This is a genomic window from Paenibacillus periandrae, from assembly GCF_022458865.1.
GTDB classification, from domain to species: domain Bacteria; phylum Bacillota; class Bacilli; order Paenibacillales; family NBRC-103111; genus Paenibacillus_S; species Paenibacillus_S periandrae.
In genome coordinates, this window is record NZ_JAJNMU010000017.1 from 127,000 (window position 1) to 147,327 (window position 20,328).

The 20,328-nt window shown below is 44.7% G+C and carries 20 protein-coding genes, 1 tRNA gene and 1 pseudogene; 16 read left to right on the forward strand and 6 right to left on the reverse strand.

Annotated features, from left to right (window positions below; genetic code table 11):
- Window positions 1-28: 28 nt before the first annotated feature.
- Window positions 29-253, reverse strand: coding sequence for an alpha/beta-type small acid-soluble spore protein (locus LRL21_RS26975; protein WP_076229044.1), 225 nt, complete (start codon window positions 251-253; stop codon window positions 29-31).
- 124 nt (window positions 254-377) lie between these two features.
- Between LRL21_RS26975 and nrdR the strand changes: the two genes are divergently transcribed.
- Window positions 378-854 carry a transcriptional regulator NrdR gene (nrdR, locus tag LRL21_RS26980; RefSeq protein ID WP_076229045.1) on the forward strand — a complete coding sequence of 159 codons (477 nt, stop codon included), beginning with the start codon at window positions 378-380 and terminating at the stop codon, window positions 852-854.
- Between the two features lie 176 nt (window positions 855-1,030).
- Window positions 1,031-1,106, forward strand: a tRNA-Ala gene (locus tag LRL21_RS26985).
- 208 nt (window positions 1,107-1,314) lie between these two features.
- On the opposite strand, the gene LRL21_RS26990 is transcribed toward LRL21_RS26985, so the two are convergent.
- Window positions 1,315-1,692, reverse strand: coding sequence for a hypothetical protein (locus tag LRL21_RS26990; protein ID WP_240418883.1), 378 nt, complete (start codon window positions 1,690-1,692; stop codon window positions 1,315-1,317).
- 715 nt (window positions 1,693-2,407) lie between these two features.
- On the opposite strand from LRL21_RS26990, the gene LRL21_RS26995 reads away from it, so the two are divergent.
- The 3 genes from LRL21_RS26995 to LRL21_RS27005 are packed head-to-tail and all read left to right on the forward strand — an operon-like array spanning window position 2,408 to window position 4,421.
- A complete protein-coding gene (locus LRL21_RS26995; RefSeq protein ID WP_240418884.1) occupies window positions 2,408-3,361 on the forward strand; it encodes a helix-turn-helix transcriptional regulator in 954 nt (317 codons plus the stop codon).
- A 59-nt stretch (window positions 3,362-3,420) separates the two neighbouring features.
- Window positions 3,421-3,954 (forward strand): GyrI-like domain-containing protein, encoded by a 534-nt coding sequence (locus LRL21_RS27000; RefSeq protein ID WP_240418885.1) that lies wholly within the window; start codon window positions 3,421-3,423, stop codon window positions 3,952-3,954.
- Between the two features lie 47 nt (window positions 3,955-4,001).
- The gene (locus LRL21_RS27005) at window positions 4,002-4,421 is read left to right on the forward strand and encodes a DUF1801 domain-containing protein (RefSeq protein WP_240418886.1); all 420 of its coding nucleotides are present in this window, start codon (window positions 4,002-4,004) and stop codon (window positions 4,419-4,421) included.
- Window positions 4,422-4,571: 150 nt separating this feature from the next.
- Here the strand turns inward: LRL21_RS27005 and LRL21_RS46845 are convergent.
- Both LRL21_RS46845 and LRL21_RS27015 read right to left on the reverse strand, forming a co-directional pair.
- Window positions 4,572-4,703, reverse strand: a pseudogene (locus LRL21_RS46845) (DDE-type integrase/transposase/recombinase); the annotation flags it as partial.
- 425 nt (window positions 4,704-5,128) lie between these two features.
- Window positions 5,129-5,866, reverse strand: a complete 738-nt coding sequence (locus tag LRL21_RS27015; RefSeq protein ID WP_240418887.1) for an SDR family oxidoreductase — start codon at window positions 5,864-5,866, stop codon at window positions 5,129-5,131.
- A 122-nt stretch (window positions 5,867-5,988) separates the two neighbouring features.
- On the opposite strand from LRL21_RS27015, the gene LRL21_RS27020 reads away from it, so the two are divergent.
- On the forward strand, window positions 5,989-6,591 hold the full coding sequence (locus LRL21_RS27020; protein WP_240418888.1) for a Crp/Fnr family transcriptional regulator: 603 nt from the start codon (window positions 5,989-5,991) through the stop codon (window positions 6,589-6,591).
- A 130-nt stretch (window positions 6,592-6,721) separates the two neighbouring features.
- Here LRL21_RS27020 and dhaK read toward each other — a convergent pair whose 3' ends face one another.
- Window positions 6,722-8,479 carry a dihydroxyacetone kinase subunit DhaK gene (gene dhaK / locus LRL21_RS27025; RefSeq protein ID WP_240418889.1) on the reverse strand — a complete coding sequence of 586 codons (1,758 nt, stop codon included), beginning with the start codon at window positions 8,477-8,479 and terminating at the stop codon, window positions 6,722-6,724.
- 337 nt (window positions 8,480-8,816) lie between these two features.
- On the opposite strand from dhaK, the gene LRL21_RS27030 reads away from it, so the two are divergent.
- The 7 genes from LRL21_RS27030 (at window position 8,817) to LRL21_RS27060 (ending at window position 13,864) form a co-directional block, all read left to right on the forward strand.
- Window positions 8,817-9,293: a VOC family protein gene (locus LRL21_RS27030; protein WP_240418890.1), complete on the forward strand. Its 477-nt coding sequence runs from the start codon at window positions 8,817-8,819 to the stop codon at window positions 9,291-9,293.
- 125 nt (window positions 9,294-9,418) lie between these two features.
- Window positions 9,419-10,312 (forward strand): LysR family transcriptional regulator, encoded by an 894-nt coding sequence (locus LRL21_RS27035; protein ID WP_240418891.1) that lies wholly within the window; start codon window positions 9,419-9,421, stop codon window positions 10,310-10,312.
- Window positions 10,313-10,475: 163 nt separating this feature from the next.
- Entirely contained in the window at window positions 10,476-11,609 is a 1,134-nt protein-coding gene (locus tag LRL21_RS27040; protein ID WP_240418892.1) for an MFS transporter, read from the forward strand.
- 210 nt (window positions 11,610-11,819) lie between these two features.
- On the forward strand, window positions 11,820-12,155 hold the full coding sequence (locus LRL21_RS27045) for a hypothetical protein (protein ID WP_240418893.1): 336 nt from the start codon (window positions 11,820-11,822) through the stop codon (window positions 12,153-12,155).
- Window positions 12,156-12,175: 20 nt separating this feature from the next.
- Entirely contained in the window at window positions 12,176-12,376 is a 201-nt protein-coding gene (locus LRL21_RS27050) for a hypothetical protein (protein WP_240418894.1), read from the forward strand.
- A 58-nt stretch (window positions 12,377-12,434) separates the two neighbouring features.
- Entirely contained in the window at window positions 12,435-12,644 is a 210-nt protein-coding gene (locus tag LRL21_RS27055; RefSeq protein ID WP_240418895.1) for a DUF1801 domain-containing protein, read from the forward strand.
- 452 nt (window positions 12,645-13,096) lie between these two features.
- A complete protein-coding gene (locus LRL21_RS27060) occupies window positions 13,097-13,864 on the forward strand; it encodes a class I SAM-dependent methyltransferase (RefSeq protein WP_240418896.1) in 768 nt (255 codons plus the stop codon).
- A gap of 50 nt (window positions 13,865-13,914) precedes the next feature.
- Here the strand turns inward: LRL21_RS27060 and LRL21_RS27065 are convergent, their stop codons facing one another.
- Window positions 13,915-14,649, reverse strand: a complete 735-nt coding sequence (locus tag LRL21_RS27065) for a WecB/TagA/CpsF family glycosyltransferase (protein ID WP_240418897.1) — start codon at window positions 14,647-14,649, stop codon at window positions 13,915-13,917.
- A gap of 278 nt (window positions 14,650-14,927) precedes the next feature.
- On the opposite strand from LRL21_RS27065, the gene LRL21_RS27070 reads away from it, so the two are divergent.
- The 3 genes from LRL21_RS27070 to cysI all read left to right on the forward strand — a co-directional run bounded on the left by LRL21_RS27070 (window position 14,928) and on the right by cysI (window position 20,175).
- Complete coding sequence (locus LRL21_RS27070; protein WP_240418898.1) at window positions 14,928-16,217, forward strand: Gfo/Idh/MocA family protein; 1,290 nt, start codon at window positions 14,928-14,930, stop codon at window positions 16,215-16,217.
- A 339-nt stretch (window positions 16,218-16,556) separates the two neighbouring features.
- Entirely contained in the window at window positions 16,557-18,413 is a 1,857-nt protein-coding gene (locus LRL21_RS27075; RefSeq protein WP_240418899.1) for an assimilatory sulfite reductase (NADPH) flavoprotein subunit, read from the forward strand.
- A gap of 37 nt (window positions 18,414-18,450) precedes the next feature.
- Window positions 18,451-20,175: an assimilatory sulfite reductase (NADPH) hemoprotein subunit gene (gene cysI / locus LRL21_RS27080; protein ID WP_240418900.1), complete on the forward strand. Its 1,725-nt coding sequence runs from the start codon at window positions 18,451-18,453 to the stop codon at window positions 20,173-20,175.
- The last annotated feature ends 153 nt before the right edge of the window (window positions 20,176-20,328 follow it).

A 20,328-nucleotide genomic window follows, 5' to 3' on the forward strand; every position in this document is an offset into this window, starting at 1 on the left:
TACTTCTTGTTCATCATCAAATCATTTGTTATTTAAATTGACCAGCAAGCTGTTGTTCTGCGATTTGTACTAATCGGCGTGTAATGTGTCCACCGATTGCACCAGTGTCACGAGTAGCCATGTTACCGTAGTAACCGTCTTGAGGAATGGAGATACCCAATTCCTGAGCTACTTCGTATTTCAGTTGATCCAATGCTTGACCTGCTTGAGGTACTACAAGAACGTTGCTGCTACGAGATTGTCCTGCGCCCATGTGTGTTTCACCTCCTTGTAGTTGGTAAACCTATTATGTGCGTTTCTGTGAACTTCATTACAGGTATTCGTTGCCAATTACATTCCAGCTTTTTAATTTCGTTTAACAAGAGGAGCGTTACCCGATGAAATGTCCTTATTGTGACTACCATGGTACCAAAGTGCTTGATTCCCGAGCCGCCAATGAAAATAAATCAATACGACGTCGCAGAGAATGCGAAAAATGCACAAAGCGCTTTACAACCTTCGAAATGATTGAGGAAACCCCGCTTATTGTGATCAAAAAGGATGGCAGTCGCGAGGAGTTCAGCCGTGAAAAGCTGTTGAGAGGCTTGATTCGTGCCTGTGAAAAGCGACCTGTATCGATTGAGCAGCTCGATATGATTGTTTCCGAGGTGGAGAAGCAAATCCGCAATACCGCCCACGCGGAGGTCAATAGCCGCGATATCGGAGAGATCATGATGGAACAGCTCTATCCAGTTGATGAGGTCGCTTATATTCGATTTGCGTCTGTGTACCGTCAATTTAAAGATATCAATATGTTCATGAGAGAGCTCACCGAAATTTTGTCTAAAAACCATGTCGGTGACGATACTAAATAGATACTACCATAAGTTGAGAAAAGACTGTTGACAAGCGGAAAGTACCTATGGTATGATCATTTTTGTCGCCAAACGTACTGGGTTTTAGATCATCCAGAAGCAACAGCAGCTCGTGGATTCTAACTCGAGTACAGACAAATCATAATGACTTATCTTTTCCGGAGTATTATCAACTTGGGGTCATAGCTCAGCTGGGAGAGCGCTTCGCTGGCAGCGAAGAGGTCAGGGGTTCGATCCCCCTTGATTCCACCAAAATATGTAAACCCAAACGACAGAGATGTCGTTTTTTTTTATTTTATACAGTCCTCACATGTGGAGTCGGTCATATTGATGGTTCGAAAATGAGATGTGGCATGTTCGCTGAATTTAAGCGTGTTACTTGTTGAGAAGAGATTGTATAAAAAGAATGCAGAAGCTTATATTGCTTCTGCACTTATGCTAAGGAATGATTGCTATTTAATTAGTGGGGCAAATTCGGTGTGATAGGAACGAGTTCTCTGATTCTTGTAGTAATACTCTCGTACACATCGATATCTAATTGTTCACTTATTTCTTCAGCCAACTCGAATGTGACGAATAATGCATATTCAATATTTGGTATTGTGTTCTCGGCGTCTTCACGGCAGTTTACTCTTACGTTAACAAAGTCATTAGGATTCCATGCTGTTGCCTGCTCACCAAAAAATATTTCATGTTGCGTTGTTCCTCTTTGAACCGCTTTATAATCAGTATTAAGTCTACTAGGCGTAAGTTTGTTATTCTCTATGTTAAACCATAAATGTGCTGATCGATACTTTTGTTTAGATGGAGTAGTTGGTGAGAAATAAGCAAGAGTCACTATAAGCTTTCTGAAAAACCGTCTTGTTGTAAAGCAAGGGCACAGTATATCGAATCATATAGACATTTACGTGAACACGGTAATGCTTTTGGAATTATTGTTTGTGAGATCCTTTTTGCTTTCTGGCTAATAATGTGGAATTTTTCTCTTTGGGCAATTTTTTATTGGAGCCTATTTGGGTTTACGGCATGGATATTAGGGACGTATTTAGAAGTGTTTAAGAACACTCATAAATAATGAATATATAAAGAGGAAGAAGGAAAAAACCTTTTCTTGGTTAAAAATATATATAACCAACATATGGATTGTTTTGTTGGCTTTTATGATAGTGTAACCGACCAGGACGGGAGAGCGCATCGCTGGCAGTGATGAGGTCAGGGGTTCGAGCCTCCTATTCTCCACCAACAAAAGACCTTATAGCACCGGGATTTCCCGATGCTTTTTGATTTTCTGGCGGCTTCTGAATCGGCTAAACTGCCTTTGTGGTCGCAGTGCTGATTTTGTTGAGCTAGTCAAACCAAGATTTGATATTGGGAAGTATTTTGACACGGAAATAATTCCCGCGCTGATACGCTGCTGAGTGCGTCAAAAAATACTTGCCGCATTGAAGCAAAGAAGCTTTTCACAAAAGCATATATGCATCAAGTTGACAATGGAAAAACCCCCCTTTAGTATATGGGTAACCTAATTTGTTATACAGTGGAGGGGATATGCGTTGAAATTGGAAAGGCTCCTATCCATTATCATTCTGCTGCTGAACCGGCGAATGGTGCAGGCCAAGGAACTTGCGGAGCGGTTTGAAGTTTCTGTACGGACCATTTATCGGGACATCGAAACCATCAATGAGGCCGGCATCCCCATCGTCACGTACCAAGGAACCAATGGCGGCATTGGGCTGGTGGAAGGTTACCGACTAGACCGCAACATACTGACGAACGACGAGCTTGCTGCCATTATCACCGCGCTTCGAAGCATTTCCTCCTCCTACGGTAACGAGAAGCATCAGCGGCTTATGGAGAAAATCCATAGCGTTGTCCCGCCCGCTGACTCCGAAGCATTTCAGGACAAGTCAAGTCGAGTATTGATTGACTACTCGCCTTGGGACGGCAACGAGCAACTTCGCCCCAAGCTGCAACTGTTAGAGAAAGCAGTTGATCATTGCCTCATCACGAAATTCGTCTATTCCAATGCCGATGGTGAAATGTCGCGTCGAATTGTAGAGCCGCACAGGCTCATCCTGAAAGGAAAGCAATGGTACCTTCAAGCTTACTGCTTAGAGAAAGCGCAATTTCGCCTTTTCAAGCTAAAGCGAATGAAAGATTTGGAAATCGTCCACGGGAAGACTTTTATTCGTCGAGAGCTTCCGATAGAAGCAAGAACTTCGGACCGAAGTTCTTCTGAACCGTCTCGGAAGACAGCATTCGTCCTATGTTTCCAGGCTGAGGCTTATCATTTGGCGGAGGAATGGTTTGGCATTGACGCTCTTTGTCCAGTGGATGACGGCAGTTGGTTAGTGAAGAAAGCATATCCGGAAAATGAATGGTTGTATCGCTTTATTCTCGGATTGGGTCACCAAGTGGAGGTGCTTGAGCCTCCGCATTTGCGAGAGGTCATCGCTGATCGCGCTGAGCAAGTTGCGAAAAAATATAGAAAAGATATATCAACCTGACAGATAGTTGTCAGGTTGGTTGTTTTATACTAAACTCATTCTAATCGCAGGAGTGATTCATGATGAAACAAGTCGAATACATCGTAAAGCATCAAAGCGAACGTAACGAACCCTCCCGTGTCGAAGAACTTCTATCTTTCACGTTAGCCGGCATAAGCGCAGTCACAACAAATGCTGCAGAATTATCCGGCAGCGGAAAAATTGGTAGGCTCTTTGAACAATTCCATTCAGACAACATTGTTGATCAATTGAGAGAATATCAACAACAACCTGGCCATTATAGCTGTTACTATAACTATGAAAAAGGTGATGCTGGGCAGTATGAAATCATGGTCGGGGTGCGGGTCAAGGAAAAATCGCAAGACCAATTTCCACAATATATAAAAACATTCATCGTTCCCGCTGCAAAATACGCAGTTTTCGTTACAGAGAGGGGACCGATTATAGAGGTGGTACAGCGAGCATGGTCCCACATTTGGGAATGGTCGCAGCAACCCGGCAATGAACGGGCGTTTTCGGGTGATTTTGAGTATTATGATCAGCATATCGACCCGAATGATGGGCAAGCTGAAATATATATTGCTTTACGCTAGCAGGCTTTTTACAATATTGACTAAGGATAAAGTAAGGGATGATCCGTGTGGGTGAGATTGAAAATATTAAGGTAGCCGCTGTACTTGAACATTATCCGATAAATATTCAGAAGAAGCTGCTTTTTCTCCGGCAACTTATTTATGATACTGCATTAGAGACAGATGGGGTTGACTCCGTGAAAGAAACATTAAAATGGGGTGAACCTAGTTACGTCACGGAAACAGGGAGCACCATTAGAATGGGTTGGAAAAAGTCGAATCCAAGTCAGTACGCCCTGTATTTTAACTGCAGAACGAAACTGGTTGAGACTTTCAGGGAGATCTATTGCGATAAATTCATATTTGAAGGAAACCGGGCTATTGTGTTCAACGAAGAGGACGACATATTAGTAGGTGAATTAAAGCAATGCATTTCATTATCTCTCACTTACCATACTCGGAAACATCTCCCTATGTTAGGTTTATGATCGCATGTATAGTAGCCTCAGGGGCAGTGAAACCGATAATGACGGTAGAGCGCTTCGCTGGCAGCGAAGAGGTCAGGGGTTCGAGCCCCCTTGATTCCACCAAAATATGTAAACCCAAACGACAGAAATGTCGTTTTTTTGCTTTAACTAAAAGGATTCCATTAGAGAATTATCATAACAGCTGCCTTTGCGACTCATGCTGCAGGTAAACCCGTTCTTCTCAAGGAGTTTCTGGCAGCCCTTACTGGTGTATTGAACGCCGCGGTCAGAATGTATAATAATCGTCCCCATCAATATAAAAAGTCAATCCGCCACCTGACAAGGTGGATTTTTTATGTGGGTGATTCCGAACGGGGATTGAATCCCTAATCCCTGGCGGGTTCGCCCCTCACGGACGGAACGAATGCTGAGCTGCATCGGGTATTAAGAAAGCGGCGGTCGATGCCATCCACAACTATAATTGAGATTGGGAAAAGTTAGTTTTTATCAGAGCACATTTATCATCCCAAAACATACTATTTATAGGTGAACGTTATCAAATGATGCTTTAAGCAGTACCATTCTGCATGAAATCGGAGTTGGGGCTGTGAAACCGATTGCGGCGGGGAGGGTGCAGCGCTGGCAGCAGCGATGAGGTCAGGTTCGACCTCGCTAAGGTCCACCAAATTATACAATGATGCAACCCTGATAAGGGTTGTTTTTTTACATTACCCTAATCCTCTCATGATACTGCGGGCCACGCGGGGCGAAACTTTTGAAACCCAATACAGCAATTTTGTTTTCCCTACAAATATTTCATTTCTATTCCCTCTAATTGCTCTGACGATTTCATTCGCTACTTTGTCGGGAGAAATTTTATTTTTACCTCTACCATCCGTCATGGGAGTATCAACCACGGGAGGTAGGACTTCAATGACGCGGATCGAGGTGCCTTCGAGTTGGTTTTGCAATGCTTTAGTGAATATTCGCAATCCACCCTTCGTTCCACAATACACGGCAGAGCTGGTCTTTGGAACGAGGGCCAGTCCTGTCGTTATGTTAACAATAGCGGCTTTCTTTTGCTTAGCCAGGGTGGGCATGAGCACTCGAATAAGAAGAAGAGGAGCAAGAAGATTCGTGTTCAATTCATCTGTGATTGTTTGTGGAGTAGAAGCGTCCTCATGAAAAGCAATATTATTTTGCACGCCTGCGTTATTAATAAGGATTTGGAGATCTGGGTGGTCAGTAACGAGCTTTTCTGCAAGCTGCACGACTGCATGCGGGTTTGCTAAATCGCAACAATAAGCGCCGGCAATCATCCCATCTTCTCTTAGCTGGTCAAGTTTGTTTTGGTCTCGAGCAACGACAATGACTTTGGCGTTTTCTTTCACTAGCCTATCCAACGTCTTACGACCAATGCCCGAAGTTCCTCCCGTGATTAATACTTTTGCGCCATGCAGTTCCATTTCGATACCCTCCAATGTTCTATTTCTTTTCAGAACCCTTATGCTATTCTTAGTGTATAAAGCGAATTGGAAAAGATCATTAACATTTGATAACGACAGACGGAAACGGGAGGAGTTAAAGGTTGGATTACGAAAAAGATTTGCTTCGTGTATTGGGAGAGATCACAGAAATACCGAATGAGGAATGGGAGTACTTGAAGCAAAATTTACAATGGGAGACTATCGAGAAGGGGCATATTCTGCTACGCAACGGGGAGCTGTGCGAGAAAGTTTATTTCTGCGCGAGCGGTCTTATGAGGATGTATTATCATACAACGAACGGGAGCGAATACAATAAAAGCTTTATTTCGGAACGGGGAATCTTCACTTCGTATAGTTCTTTGATATTATCCATCCCGTCCCATTTCTCTATTCAATCCATGGAGTCTTCAGTGATCGCTTCTTTCACTGGCCGAACACTGAATCAACTATTCAGGCGGCATGCGTGTTGGGAAACGGTGGGCAGAAAGCTGGTAGAGCAATTGTATATCAAAAAAGAATTAAAAGAACGCCAATTACTTACGCATTCGGCAGAAGAAAGATATCGATTGTTTCTGAAGGAATACCCAGATATAAACAGGCGAATTCCCCAATACCACATTGCTTGGTACCTGGGGATTACTCCGGTTTCGCTCAGTAGGTTAAGAAGTAAGGTGGGTCTTATGGATGACAGCGTAATTGACTAGCGAGGGGAAGAGCAGGTCAAGGGTTCGTGCCCTCTTGGCTCCATAACAATACAAAACGTCGCCATAATCCTGTGGCGACGTTTTTGCATTCGGAGCCCTGAAGGGGACGAATCTCGGAGTTCCGTCAAACTTATTTTAAGGAACGAGAGAGCTCAGTGAAAATGACTCCCAGACTGTAGGCCCCCGCGTCGGGATAACCGAGGCTTCTTTCACCTACCACACCAGCCCGTCCCATTCGAGCTACGATTCCTTTTGTTTTTTCTGCACCTTCAACAGCAGCAGCTGCTCCTTTCTCAAATGCAGTCTTAAAATCCTCGCCCGCCGCTTCGCTTGCAACCCATGATTGAACACAAGGCACTAGCGCATCCACGAGAGTTTTATCGCCTACAACTGCTCCTCTTCCAAATGAGCGCTCACCCGTAGCTTGTATACCTTGAACAGCAGCCTGCAGCATATATGCAAACTCTCCGACAGATAGTTCAAGTTTACCGTCAGCTGCTTTACCGGCAGCCCGGAAGGCTGAACCCCAAATCGGACCGGACGCACCGCCGCAATGTTCCATGATGACCATGGAACAAGCATTTAGAAAAGTTCCGATATTCAATTGAGGCTGACTTAAAATTTCACTCCACTCTCGTTTTAGCTGCTTGAATCCCTTGGCGACACTCATGCCGAAATCACCATCTCCTGCATGTGAATCTAGTTCACAGAAAGGGACTTCATTTTTGATAATGACCTCGCTCATCTTATCGACAAGATAGATCATGTTATCCAGGGAAAGTACATCGTCTTTGATTACTGCGTGTGTTTCCGATGTCTCTGTCTCAAAGAAAACGGGTTTTGTTTCATCGTTATCAAAAAGTTCGACGTACGCTGGACGCCCTACCGGTCCATCCACTTTGAAAGCCGGCGTTATACATTCTCGAGATAGCAACGTCTTTAACTCCTCGTCCAGCTTCATCACTGTCAACGAAATTCCTGCCATATCGATGCTCGTCATGTAATTACCAACAAAGCAGCGGTATATTGGAATCGTTCTACGATGCATCTCTCGCATAACCGAATTGTTAAATAAATAGAGCTCTTGTAAAGGAGTTGCACCAAAGCCATTGATCAGGATGGCAATTTCTGCGGTTTCATCCTTATCTATTGCCAAATCATTCAGGAGGTCGTTCGTCATTCGATCTGCCAATTCGTCGGCTGAGATCATGTTTTCCCTTCTGATTCCCGGCTCTCCATGAATACCGACACCATATTCGATCTCATCTTCGCCTAATGCGAAGGTAGGTGTTCCTTTGGCGGGGACGGTACATGAGGTAAAAGCGACACCAATGCTACGTACGTTTGCAGCTGCTTTATCCGTTGCTTCTTTAACCTGCCTGAGATCCCAGCCTTCTTCTGCCGCAGCCCCAGCGATTTTATGGACCAGTATGGTTCCGGCGACACCGCGGCGTCCTACGGAATATAAGCTGTCTTTTACTGCGATATCATCGTCCACCCGGACGTATTCTACCTGTATGCCATCTTCTTGCGCTAACGCCGCGCCGTTTTTAAAGTTCATCATATCACCGCTGTAATTCTTAATAATCATAAGAGTGCCTTTGTGACCGGCAGTTGCTTTGATCGCCTGATACACCTGGATCTGGGAGGGAGAAGCGAATACATCACCGCATACTGCAGCATCCAGCATTCCTTTCCCTACAAACCCCGCATGTGCGGGTTCATGTCCACTACCCCCGCCACTGATTATGCTTACTTTGTTTTCGTTAATTGTTTTTTTCTTGATGATTGTATGCTTTTTCAGAAACTCCAGATCCGGATGCGCCATGACCATTCCATTACACATTTCCATTACGAGATTCTCGGGTTTGTTCAACAGTTTCTTCACTTGCTTTACCCCCTTATTTGATCATGGACGAAGTCCGATTCAGCACTTATCTCCAATAATTATATTAAAGTATAAATACCTCATGGTAAACGGATAAATAAAGAGCTTATAGAGCAGGGAAAGATTAAATCCGTCATACATAGAGGCTCTCCGCTGGAACAGATTCCTGAAGCTCATCGATAAGTAGAAAAAGGACACAATAAGGGAAATGTAGTCATCACAGTGAAATAGAGCATTGAATCTACGATTGTAAGCAATCCATAAGAAATCGCAGCTCGATTTTATGTTACTATTTACTTGTGGGAAATAAATATGATGTGAAAAGGAGCATACCAACATGCAAAAAATTAACCCGTTTTTGTGGTTTGATGGCAATGCCGAAGAGGCGATGAACTTTTATGTCTCGATCTTTAAAAACTCCAAAATTGAAAGTGTTGCTCGTTATGGGGAAGAAGGACCAGGACCGAAGGGTTCGGCAATGTCTTGTACATTCCAACTGGACGGCCAACATTTTATGGCATTAAACGGTGGCCCACACTTCACGTTCTCACCAGCCATATCGTTCTTTGTGAACTGCGAGACCCAGCAAGAAGTAGACGAGCTGTGGGAGAAACTATCTGAAGGCGGGGAGAAGCAGCGATGCGGCTGGCTGAAAGACAAATATAATTTGTCATGGCAGATCATTCCCACTGCATTAGGCCAAATGCTTCAGGACAAAGATGCAGAGAAATCATCAAGGGTGATGCAGGCCATGCTGCAAATGGACAAGATTGATATTGAAATTCTAAAGCAGGCATATGACGGACAAGCCTGATCTTGTCCGGGCTTTTTCTGCTGACTGCTGCACGTATTGATTTGCGTAGGTGGGTATGAGACCATAGACTTGTCTTGTAGTCTCTGTCTAATTCTCACTAATAACAGAAAGATCAGGTGTTGAGAGTGGATTTACTTCAGCTTAAGTATTTTCAAACTGTAGCCAAATATGAGCATTTATCCAGAGCAGCTGAAGAATTAAGAATTGCTCAGCCATCCCTGAGCCAAACGATTTCACGTCTGGAAAAGAGCCTGGGATATCCATTGTTTACGCGTAACGGGCGAAAAATTGAATTAAATGAATGCGGCAAAGCCTATCTCCGAAGAATCGAAAATGTATTTATGGAGTTAAATGAAGGGCTCAGAGAAATGGAAGAGATTAGCCGGAAAAACAATGAGAAAATCGCCATCGCAGTAACCATTCCGAGCATCCTGCCGGATTTAATAGTCGGATTCAAAAATTTGTATCCTCAGGTCAGATTCAGACAGTATCAGTCATCGTCAGCACTGATGAGCAAGCAGCTGGAAAGTGCCGAGATTGATTTGGGTATTTCAACGGTGGAGCTGATCAGCGAGAATCTGCAATGGATTCCGCTGCTGCGGGAGGAAGTATTGCTGACGGTTCCACCAGGGCATCGTTTAGCGGATCGCACAAGCATCAGACTAAATGAAGTGAAATCTGAGCCATTCATAGCTATGCCTGCGGGTCACGGGTTCCGAGACATTACAGAGGATTTTTGCAGGGAAGCCGGCTTTACACCCTTTACCGCATTTGAAGGCGACGAGGCGGGCATTACACAGAAATTAGTAGCCAGAGGACTCGGGGTCGCTTTTTATCCATCGATTACGTCCTTTAACTCAGCTTCTTCAGATACCGTCAAATTGCGGATTGAAGAGCCTTCTTGTTTCAGAACCATCGGGCTATTATTGAATAAAAAGCATTACCTTACCTCCACTGTGCACAATTTTATCGATTTTGTTATTGACCATTTTGAACAAATCAAAATCAATCATCCATGACTCACGTTTCTCTGATATATAGTTCTAAACCTATGAATATATACAATTAAATGTATTTATTATTATAAATGGGATTCGTTATAATTTAGCTTATCATGAGTAAAGAGAGATGAGCTGATTGAATAGCAACCGGATATGGACGAAAGATTTTATGGTTATATGTATGAGCAGTTTTTTTATTTTTCTGAATTTCTATATGCTTGCTGCCGCGCTGCCGTTATTCGTGAAAGAGGTGCTGAATGGCAGCAAGCAGCACATGGGATTGGTCATTACTCTATGGTCTCTGGGCTGTGTACTGATGCGCCTGTTCTCAGGGAGATGGGTTGATCGTTTTGGCATGAAAAAGCTGTCTGTAATATCATTATCCATTTTCGTGCTCGCATCTTTTGTGTACTTTGGGGTATCCGGTATTTTATTATTATTGATCATTCGTGCCATTCATGGCGGAAGCTTCGGAGTCGCGGCTACTTCCACGAGCGCATTGGCGACAGACATTATTCCGGAATCCCGAAAAGGAGAAGGCATTGGTTATTTTAGCATGTTTATGAGCATCGCCATGGTTGTTGGTCCGGCACTCGGGATCATGCTGTGGAATCAATTCGACAATGAAGCTGTATTGTTCTCCATCAGCGCGGGTATTTCGTGTTTGGCGCTGGTATTCACCATGCTCGTCAAAAAGGACAATAAGCGCGAATCCATTCCGCAGGCAGCAGAAAAAATGTCATGGCGGAATCTGATCGAGAAAAAGGCGCTGCCGATCGCATTTTCTGGAATGGTGCTCGCGTTCTCCTACAGCTCCTTAACTTCATTCATTACGGCTTATAGTATAGAGCTCCATCAAGACAATGCGGCAGGGCTATTTTTTATCGTTTTTGCTGTGATGATCATTATTTCCAGACCGCTTGTTGGTAAATTATTTGACAGGTATGGTGGGCATTATCTGACTTATCCAGGTGTCCTTTGCTTCGCGATAGGTATGCTGATACTGAGTCAAGCCGATTCGAGCTTTGTACTGCTGCTTTCCGGTGCTATCATTGGACTGGGTCATGGAGCTTTGGTTCCCTCCTTTCAGACACTCGCCATCCAATCGGTTTCCAGTGAGCGGCGTGGTGCTGCTACGGCAACGTTCTTTTTATTGTTTGATTTTGGTTATGGGCTGGGCTCGTTTGTTCTGGGTCTCATTGCTGGCGCTGCGAACTACCGTGTCATGTTTCTTGTTGCATGCGTTGTCGTACTGTTATCGGCTTTCATTTATTACTTCATGGTTCACCGTCGAACAGCTCGTATGGTCAATTAACTGGAAGACATGTCTACTATATAAAGCGGCAGAAATGTCGTTTTTTTGTTGTTTAGGAATGGGAAAAGGTCATAAGTCAGGTGTGATGATATACTAATTTGGTCAATATTGCTATGATAAATGAAAGGATAGACAGCATGTATTTGCAAAGATTTGCGTATTTAAAAAATGAAGCTGGCAGTAGCATAATTTTAAAGGGAGCTGTTAAGGTTGAATAGTTTTGTACAGACGATTGTCATCTATTTTCCACTTGTATTTTGGTTGGCTGTTATAATGGGTATTATTTATTTTTTTAGAAGAAAAAATTTCCGGTTTTCCAAAAAAGTTCGTGAATTTGATTTTGAATTATCTCAAAGAGGAACAGGATGGATAAAAATCCAGCCGTTAGAAGCCGTACATATTGAAGAAGTGACACAATGGGACGCGAGGAAGCAAATCATAAGCTTGAAAGATGGAACGCAAAAGAAAGTGCATAAGGTTCGTGCGGTTGGTATGGATAAGGAATTGGAATTTGTGAGAAATCAATTGGTGAACAAATCATCTTGAATTTAAGGGGAAGCTATGGAATGGAAGAAGAAGAATTGGCAAGAGAAGAGCTGAGGGCCCGATTAATTGAAGCTGAGCTTGCTTTAAAAGAAGCCGAGGAAGCCTATGCGCTATATGTCCAACAAATTGATCATTACAAGAGAACTATACGACAGCAAAAGGTTGTGATTTTGGGAATCAAATCGAGTTTGGCCCATCATTTGCATGGAGGCACCAATTAGGGCAGTATCATAGTGGGTATGTTAGTACTCATGAGATTGTGAGGAGCTGACCAATAAAATGAAGTACGAGGCAAATAGTCCAGAAGCCTATATCAGCCAACTACCTGAAGACAGAAAGCAAGCGATGGACAAGCTGAGAAATACGATCAAGGAGAATCTTCCAACAGGCTTTCAAGAAACCATATCCTATGGAATGATTGGTTATGTCGTACCCCTTAGTATTTATCCTTCTGGGTATCATGTTAATCCCGAGGAGCCTCTACCCTGATTTCATTTATGCGAAAAGAATAATAGGCGGGAAAACAATTTATGTTTTCTTCGTCTTTTTTTGGATCTTGGGATATACAGAGGACCCTTTTCTGGCTTGTCGGAAATATCCTTGGATAGTAGCAACGTCAATTCTTCATTGGTTATTCCTTGATTATTCATCTGTACACACCCTTTGAAGTAGTCTCGATTAGCTTATCATATTATTGAATAAAATAATGTATCAGATGTCACGTTTTGATGAAAACAGACGTATAGTCACGCTGGCGCTTGAATGGTTGAATTGAAGCCTTCCATAATTAGTGTGCCATTTGTAAGCGGCTTTAAACATAAGTTTATCAATAAGCGCAGCAGATTTGTACAATCGCAGCAGATTTGTACAATATCGTTAATAACGAATTAATCCGTTGTATGATCGGAAATCATATACTACACTTTACATACAAGGGAGAGATGCAGTATGAAAAGAGGTATAAAAAATTGAGCGCTAATAACTGGGAAGCTTTTTTTGATACGCATGCTCCTTTTTATATGAATAATGGTTTTACGAAAAATACGGCGGCCGAAGTTGATTTTGTTCTTGAGGAATTGCAGCTTCCCGTTGGAAGCTTCATTCTCGATGTGGGGTGTGGGACAGGAAGACATTCCATTGAGCTTGCACAGCGTGGGTATCAGGTTACAGGTATCGATATATCGTCGGGGATGCTGGAAGAAGCAATGACAGCAGCCAAAGCAGCAAAGGTTCATGTCGAGTGGGTTCATTGTGATGCAGTAAATTTCTCCCGAAGCGGATTTTTTGAAGCTGCAATATGTCTGTGTGAAGGTGCCTTTGGTTTAGTGGGTCAAGATGACGATCCCCTTGAGCATGATATGGCAATCCTCCGCAATGTGAGTCAGGCGCTTAAACCGAACGCCCGCTTTATTCTGACCACTTTAAATGCCTATTCAAAAATTAGGAGATTTACTCAAGAAGAGGTCGAACTTGGTATTTTTAATCCGGTAACGATGATTGAGCAAAGTGTCGTAGAATGGGATTTGCCGGAGGGAAAGAAGAACATACAGATGAAGGAGCGCAGATATTTTCCAACAGAGCTTCAACAAATGTTTGACAACGCAGGTTTTCACGTAGATAACATCTGGGGTGGTACCGCAGGACGATGGGGGAAAAGAAAAATCAACCTCGATGAAGTGGAGATTATGGTAGTGGCAACCAAAAAATAATTCAAAACAGGGATTGCTGATGTTCAGGCGATCCCTGTTTTCACTGTAAACTAATGCTCTCTAAACATTAATGCCTTTATGGCGAATCGAGGCAAAATCAGCTGTCTACGCCACCTCGACGGTTGTTTAATTAACCGATACAACCATTCTGCATGTAATTTTTGCCAAACCTCCGGTGCCCGTTTGACCTTGCCTGCAATAACATCAAGACTTCCTCCGACACCGATAGCAATTTTGGCATTCAGCTTTGATTTGTACTTATGAATCCATCGTTCAGCGTATGGCGCCCCAAGTGCTACGATTAAGAAGTCAGGTGCCAAGGACTGAATTTCTTGAACAATCCTTGCATCATCCTCCTGTTTAAAAAAGCCATGATGCCTGCCCAGTATGGATACATTCGGATAGGTTTGAGTAATCACTTCCGCTGCTCTTTTACTTGTAGCATCGTCTGCACCGAGAAAGTAAAATGACCATTTTTTGTGATTTCCAGCCTCCAGCAGCTTGAAGAGCAGGTCACATCCGGTAACCCTTTCTGGAAGATGTCCACCTTTGAAGCGGGAAACCATGACGATGCCAATACCGTCAGCCGTAACGAGACCGGCCTCATCAACAATGGCACGCAGCGATTGATCGTGTTGGCAGGACATTACGATTTCCGGATTCCCCGTTACGACATGGAAAAGCTCTGATTTATGTTTATCTACGACCTTGTCAAGTACTTGTACGGTTTGGTCCATTGTCATTTTGGGAAAAGGAATGCCCATGATTTTGGCGACATTATCCATTGAAGAAACTCCACCTTCGTTTCAGATATCCCTATATATTAACACGATTTAAGCTAAGGGGCTATACTGCTGTCCAAGAACACAAGAATGAATCTGCCAATGCGCAACGGGTTCAAGATGACAACAAACAGTAGGAAAAGGTGAAATTAGGGACTGGTTACTTTTCGAATTCGCGTTATAATCAAGGTGATACGGAGACTGCCATACCAGCTCGTCACAAAGTATCAGACTTGTCATGAATCCGTTTAAATGCTGAAGAGGGTAGAGGAGGAGTCAAAATGAGTTCAAATGCAAGCAAGCCTGTAAGCGCAATCATTGTAGGTGCGGGACAACGCAGTCTCGTCTATGCATCCTACGCAGAACGTTATCCCGACCAATTACAGATTGAAGGTGTGGTGGAGCCGGACCCGGAGCGCAGACAACTGGCTGCGGAGCGTTTTGGCATTTCTGCTCACAACACGTTTGCCTCCGTAGAGGAATTGTTAGACCGTGCTCAACTGGCGGACGCAGTAATTAATGGTACGATGGACGAGCTTCATGTGTCAACAACCCTGCCCTTGCTGGAACACGGGTATCATGTGCTGCTGGAAAAGCCGATTGGTGTGACGGAGGAGGAGACGCTGGAGCTGGAAGCTGCTGCGCTTAAATATAACCGGATTGTGATGATATGCCATGTGCTTCGTTATGCGCCCTTTTACAAGAAAGTGAAGCAGCTGGTGTCTGACGGCGAAATCGGCGAAATCCTGACGATGCATACCTCGGAGCATGTGAGCTATCATCATATGGCGGTATCCTTTGTCCGCGGCAAATGGAGCTCCGAAGCCCAATGCGGATCCTCAATGCTGATGGCCAAATGCTGCCATGATCTGGATTTGGTGTCCTGGCTGATGGGGAAGGCACGGCCTCAGCAAGTAAGCAGCTTCGGCAGCCGTATGCAGTTCAGACCGGAGAAAGCACCTGTGGGAGCCGGCACCCGCTGTCTGACTGATTGCAGCATTGAAGAATCCTGTATGTACTCAGCGCGTAAGCATTATTTGAATATGGAGCGCTGGGGCTTCTATGTGTGGAATAACTATCACCTGGGTATACGGATGAGTGAGGAGGATAAGCTGGAATCGTTGCGTACGGATAATCCTTACGGCCGCTGTGTATGGCATTGCGATAACGATGTTGTAGACCACCAGTCTGTCATTATTGAATTTGATAATTTGGCAACAGCATCCCACAATATGGTAGGTACCGCTTCAAGATCCTGCCGCATTCTGCATATCATCGGTACGCATGGGGAGATTCAAGGGGTTCTTGAGGACGGATATTTCTATTTGCGTCAGCCAGACCCGGTTAAAGGGCGTGAATACAAGGAGCACAAGATTGCCGTAGATGTAGCTGACGACAGTCATGGCGGGGGTGATCTTCTATTAGTAGAAGATTTCGTGCGTGCCTTGCGCGGAGAACAGCCATCTATCTCCTCTACTACACTTGAACAATCGGTAGATGGTCACCGGATCGGCTTTGCAGCGGAACGATCCAGACGTCTTAACCAACAGGTAAGACTCGAATTGAATTAGAGATCTTCATGTGGGATTTACCAAGTACGAATGGACCGCACGGTGACAGCCCGAGCGGTTTTTCTATGAATACAGCTGTTTTTACAGTTCATATTGCAAAAAGACTATATCATTTTTTCTAATGAAAACTATCATTTTTAATAATGAAAAGGGGTAAATCAGGGCAAATCACCCCGTTTTCTATGTCTTTTTGTTTAAAATGGATATTAATGTAATAAAACCATTTATCAGGATGAAATGTCTCCGTTGATCGTTTTGTTGTAATATGTTAGGTTAGTATTTGATGAAATGTCGATTTGGATAGAAAAAAGATTTTATGTTTATGAGAGGTGGATATTGTTGCAACTTCAGGTAACGAACAGTCCTTTTAATCAGGAGCAAGTCGAGCTTCTTAATCGCCTTCTGCCAACCTTAACAGATTCACAGCAGGTATGGATCAGCGGGTATTTGTCCGCCCTACAAAGAACAGCTGCATCGGCATCGATCGTCGCTGATCAGCAAGCAAGTGCGGTCGCAGTTGTGGAAGCACTTCCTACAGTCAGTCAACCTGTTATTTCCCGTGAAGTGACGATTCTATTTGGTTCCCAAACCGGTAATTGTCAGCGTCTGGCTGGCAGCTTGTCACGTAAGCTCGAAGAGCAAGGGTTTCAGGTAACCTTGTCTTCCATGAACAACTTCAAATCGAATGGCTTGAAGAAGGTCGAGAATTTGTTGGTGCTGGTAAGTACCCATGGTGAAGGTGAGCCGCCGGATAATGCCCGGTCCTTCCACGAATTCCTTTATAGCAAAAGAGCACCCCAATTAGAAAACCTGCGTTTTTCCGTGCTTGCCTTGGGAGATACTTCGTATGAGTTTTTCTGCCAAACCGGCAAGGATTTCGATACTCGTCTGGAGGAGCTTGGCGGTCAACGATTGACTCCTCGTGTTGATTGCGATCTCGATTATGACGAACCGGTAGCAGAATGGTTTGAGCATGTTCTAAGTTCTTTAAGCGGAAGCCAACCTACATCTGCATCGGCATCGAATGCTGCCCAAGTATCGGTTAGCACAATCGGGCAAGAGCAATCTGAGTATTCCCGTACGAACCCTTTTAAAGCCGAAGTACTGGAAAATTTGAATCTGAATGGCCGCGGCTCAGATCGGGAAACCCGTCATCTTGAACTGTCGCTTGAGGGCTCCAATTTACAGTTTGAGCCTGGCGATTGCGTAGGGATTTATCCGGAAAATCACCCGGAATTAGTAGATTCACTGATTAAGGCTATGAACTGGAATCCTGAGGAGTCCGTTCCGGTGAACAAGAAGGGTGAAGAGCATCCTTTACGTGAAGCGCTGCTGTATCATCTTGAAATTACGGTACTGACAAAGCCATTATTGGAGCAGGCTGCGCAGTTGTTCTCCAACCCTAAGCTGAGTGAGCTGTTGGCACCAGGACATGAGCAGGAGCTTAAGGCGTATATGGATGGTCGCGATTTGCTGGATTTGGTTGAGGATTTCTCACCGGGTCAAGTCTCGGCTCGCAGCTTTACAGCTATTTTGCGGAAATTGCCTGCCCGTCTCTATTCGATAGCCAGCAGCCTTAAGGCTAACCCGGATGAGGTGCATGTTACAATCAGGGCAGTTCGTTATGAAGCCCATGGTCGGGAACGGTATGGCGTATGCTCCGTTCATTGTGCAGAGCGTTTAGAGAATGGCAGCACCTTGCCTATTTATATTCAGCACAATCCGAATTTCAAGCTTCCAACGAACCCGGATGTCCCTGTTATTATGATTGGTCCAGGTACGGGGGTCGCTCCATTCCGGTCTTTTCTGGAGGAACGCGAGGAGCTTGGTGCACAAGGAAAAACGTGGCTGTTCTACGGCGATCGGCATTTTGTTACCGACTTTCTGTATCAGACCGATTGGCAGCGTATGCTTAAAGAGGGCGTGCTGACACGTCTGGATGTTGCGTTTTCTCGCGATACGGAAGAAAAGGTATACGTACAGCATCGTTTGCTGGAAAAAAGCAGCGATGTCTTTGGATGGCTTCAAGAAGGTGCACATATCTATGTTTGCGGCGACGAAAAGCATATGGCACATGACGTCCATGCTGCGTTGGTCACTATCCTCCAGCAGGAAGGCAACATGAGTCCTGAAGAAGCTGTCGCTTATCTGGACGATTTGCAGCAGCAGCAGCGTTACCAGCGCGACGTGTATTAATAGAAGATGGATTGAGTGCGAGAGGAGAAAAGCAACTATGGCGAATGATCAATTGGTGAAGCCTGTAGGCGGACCGCCAAGCGAAGTTGAGCATATTAAGAGCGAGAGCAATTACCTGCGTGGAGCGCTCGTAGAAACGATAGGAAACCCGATAACCGGCGGTTTGCCCGAGGATGATAATCGGCTGTTAAAATTTCATGGGAGCTACATGCAGGATGATAGGGACTTGCGTAACGAACGTGAAAAACAAAAGCTGGAGCCTTCTTACCAGTTCATGCTGCGCGTAGTGGCGCCAGGCGGCGTTGCTACACCAACCCAATGGCTAACCATGGACAGTTTGGCTCAAAAATATGGTAATGGAACGCTGCGTGTAACAACACGTCAAGCTTTTCAAATGCACGGGGTTCTCAAATGGAACTTGAAAAAGACGATTCGCACCATTAACGACACGCTGATGACTACATTAGCTGCCTGTGGTGATGTAAACCGTAATGTAATGAGTAATCCGAATCCTTACCAATCTGAGGTTCATGCCGAGGTTTACGATTGGGCACGCAAGATTAGCGATCACTTGTCCCCGCGGACACCGGCTTATCACGAAATATGGCTCGATGGCGAAAAGGTTCTCGACAGTACTGAAGGCCAGGCAGAAGTAGAGCCGATTTATGGTCCTGTGTACTTGCCGCGTAAGTTCAAAATCGGTATGGCCGTTCCTCCTTCCAATGATGTAGATGTGTTTTCTCAGGATCTGGGTTACATTGCCATCGTGGAAAATGGGAAGCTGCTTGGGTTTAACGTTACGGTTGGCGGCGGAATGGGCATGACTCATGGCGATACAAGCACTTACCCGCAGCTGGGTCGTGTTATTGGCTTCTGCACACCGGAGCAAGTGATTGATGTAGCAGAGAAGACGGTTACGATCCAGCGCGATTACGGAAACCGTTCTGTCCGCAAAAATGCTCGTTTCAAATACACGATCGACCGCCATGGTCTGGAGTGGTTTGTAACCGAGCTGCATAACAGAATGGGCTGGCAGCTGGAAGCTGCACGTGCGTATCATTTTGATCATAACGGCGACCGTTACGGTTGGGTGAAGGGCAGTAACGGCAGATGGAACTTGACGCTTTACGTTCAAAGTGGACGGATTCAAGATCAAGAGGGCTACCTTCTGATGACGGCACTGCGCGAAATCGCCAAGATTCATACGGGTGACTTCCGGTTAACACCGAATCAGAACGTGATCATTGCCAACGTAACTACGCCGAAGAAGCGTAAAGTCATGGAGCTTGTCGAGCAGTATGGACTGTCTGATGGTGCTCACCAATCTGCATTGCGCAGAAGCTCCTTGTCCTGTGTGGCCTTGCCAACCTGTGGGCTGGCCATGGCTGAGGCCGAACGTTATTTGCCAGTCTTGATGGGTAAGCTGGAGCTGATCCTTGATGAAGTTGGTTTGCGCGAGGAAGAGATTGTGATTCGGATGACTGGCTGCCCTAACGGGTGCGCAAGACCTGGATTGGGTGAAATCTCGTTTATTGGTAAGGCACCAGGCAAATATAATATGTATATGGGTGCTGGTTTTACCGGAGACAGACTGAACAAGCTGTACCGGGAAAATATCGGTGAGACCGAAATTCTGGATACACTCAAGCCTATTTTCCACCGGTATGCGAAAGAGCGGACACAAGGTGAGCATTTTGGAGATTTTGTTATCCGTACCGGCTATGTAAAAGCAGTGACTTCAGGATTGAATTTTCACGACTAAATAATAAGCTGAACTCAACATCCGCACTGCTGAGAACCGCTACGAAAGCAGACCCTTCTTCCAATCGCTGTTGCAGCCCGATTCTTTGTATTTTTATCCCACAGGGGTAAGAATCTGTCTGCAGAGGCGAACACTACGTTTCTCCGGAAGGGT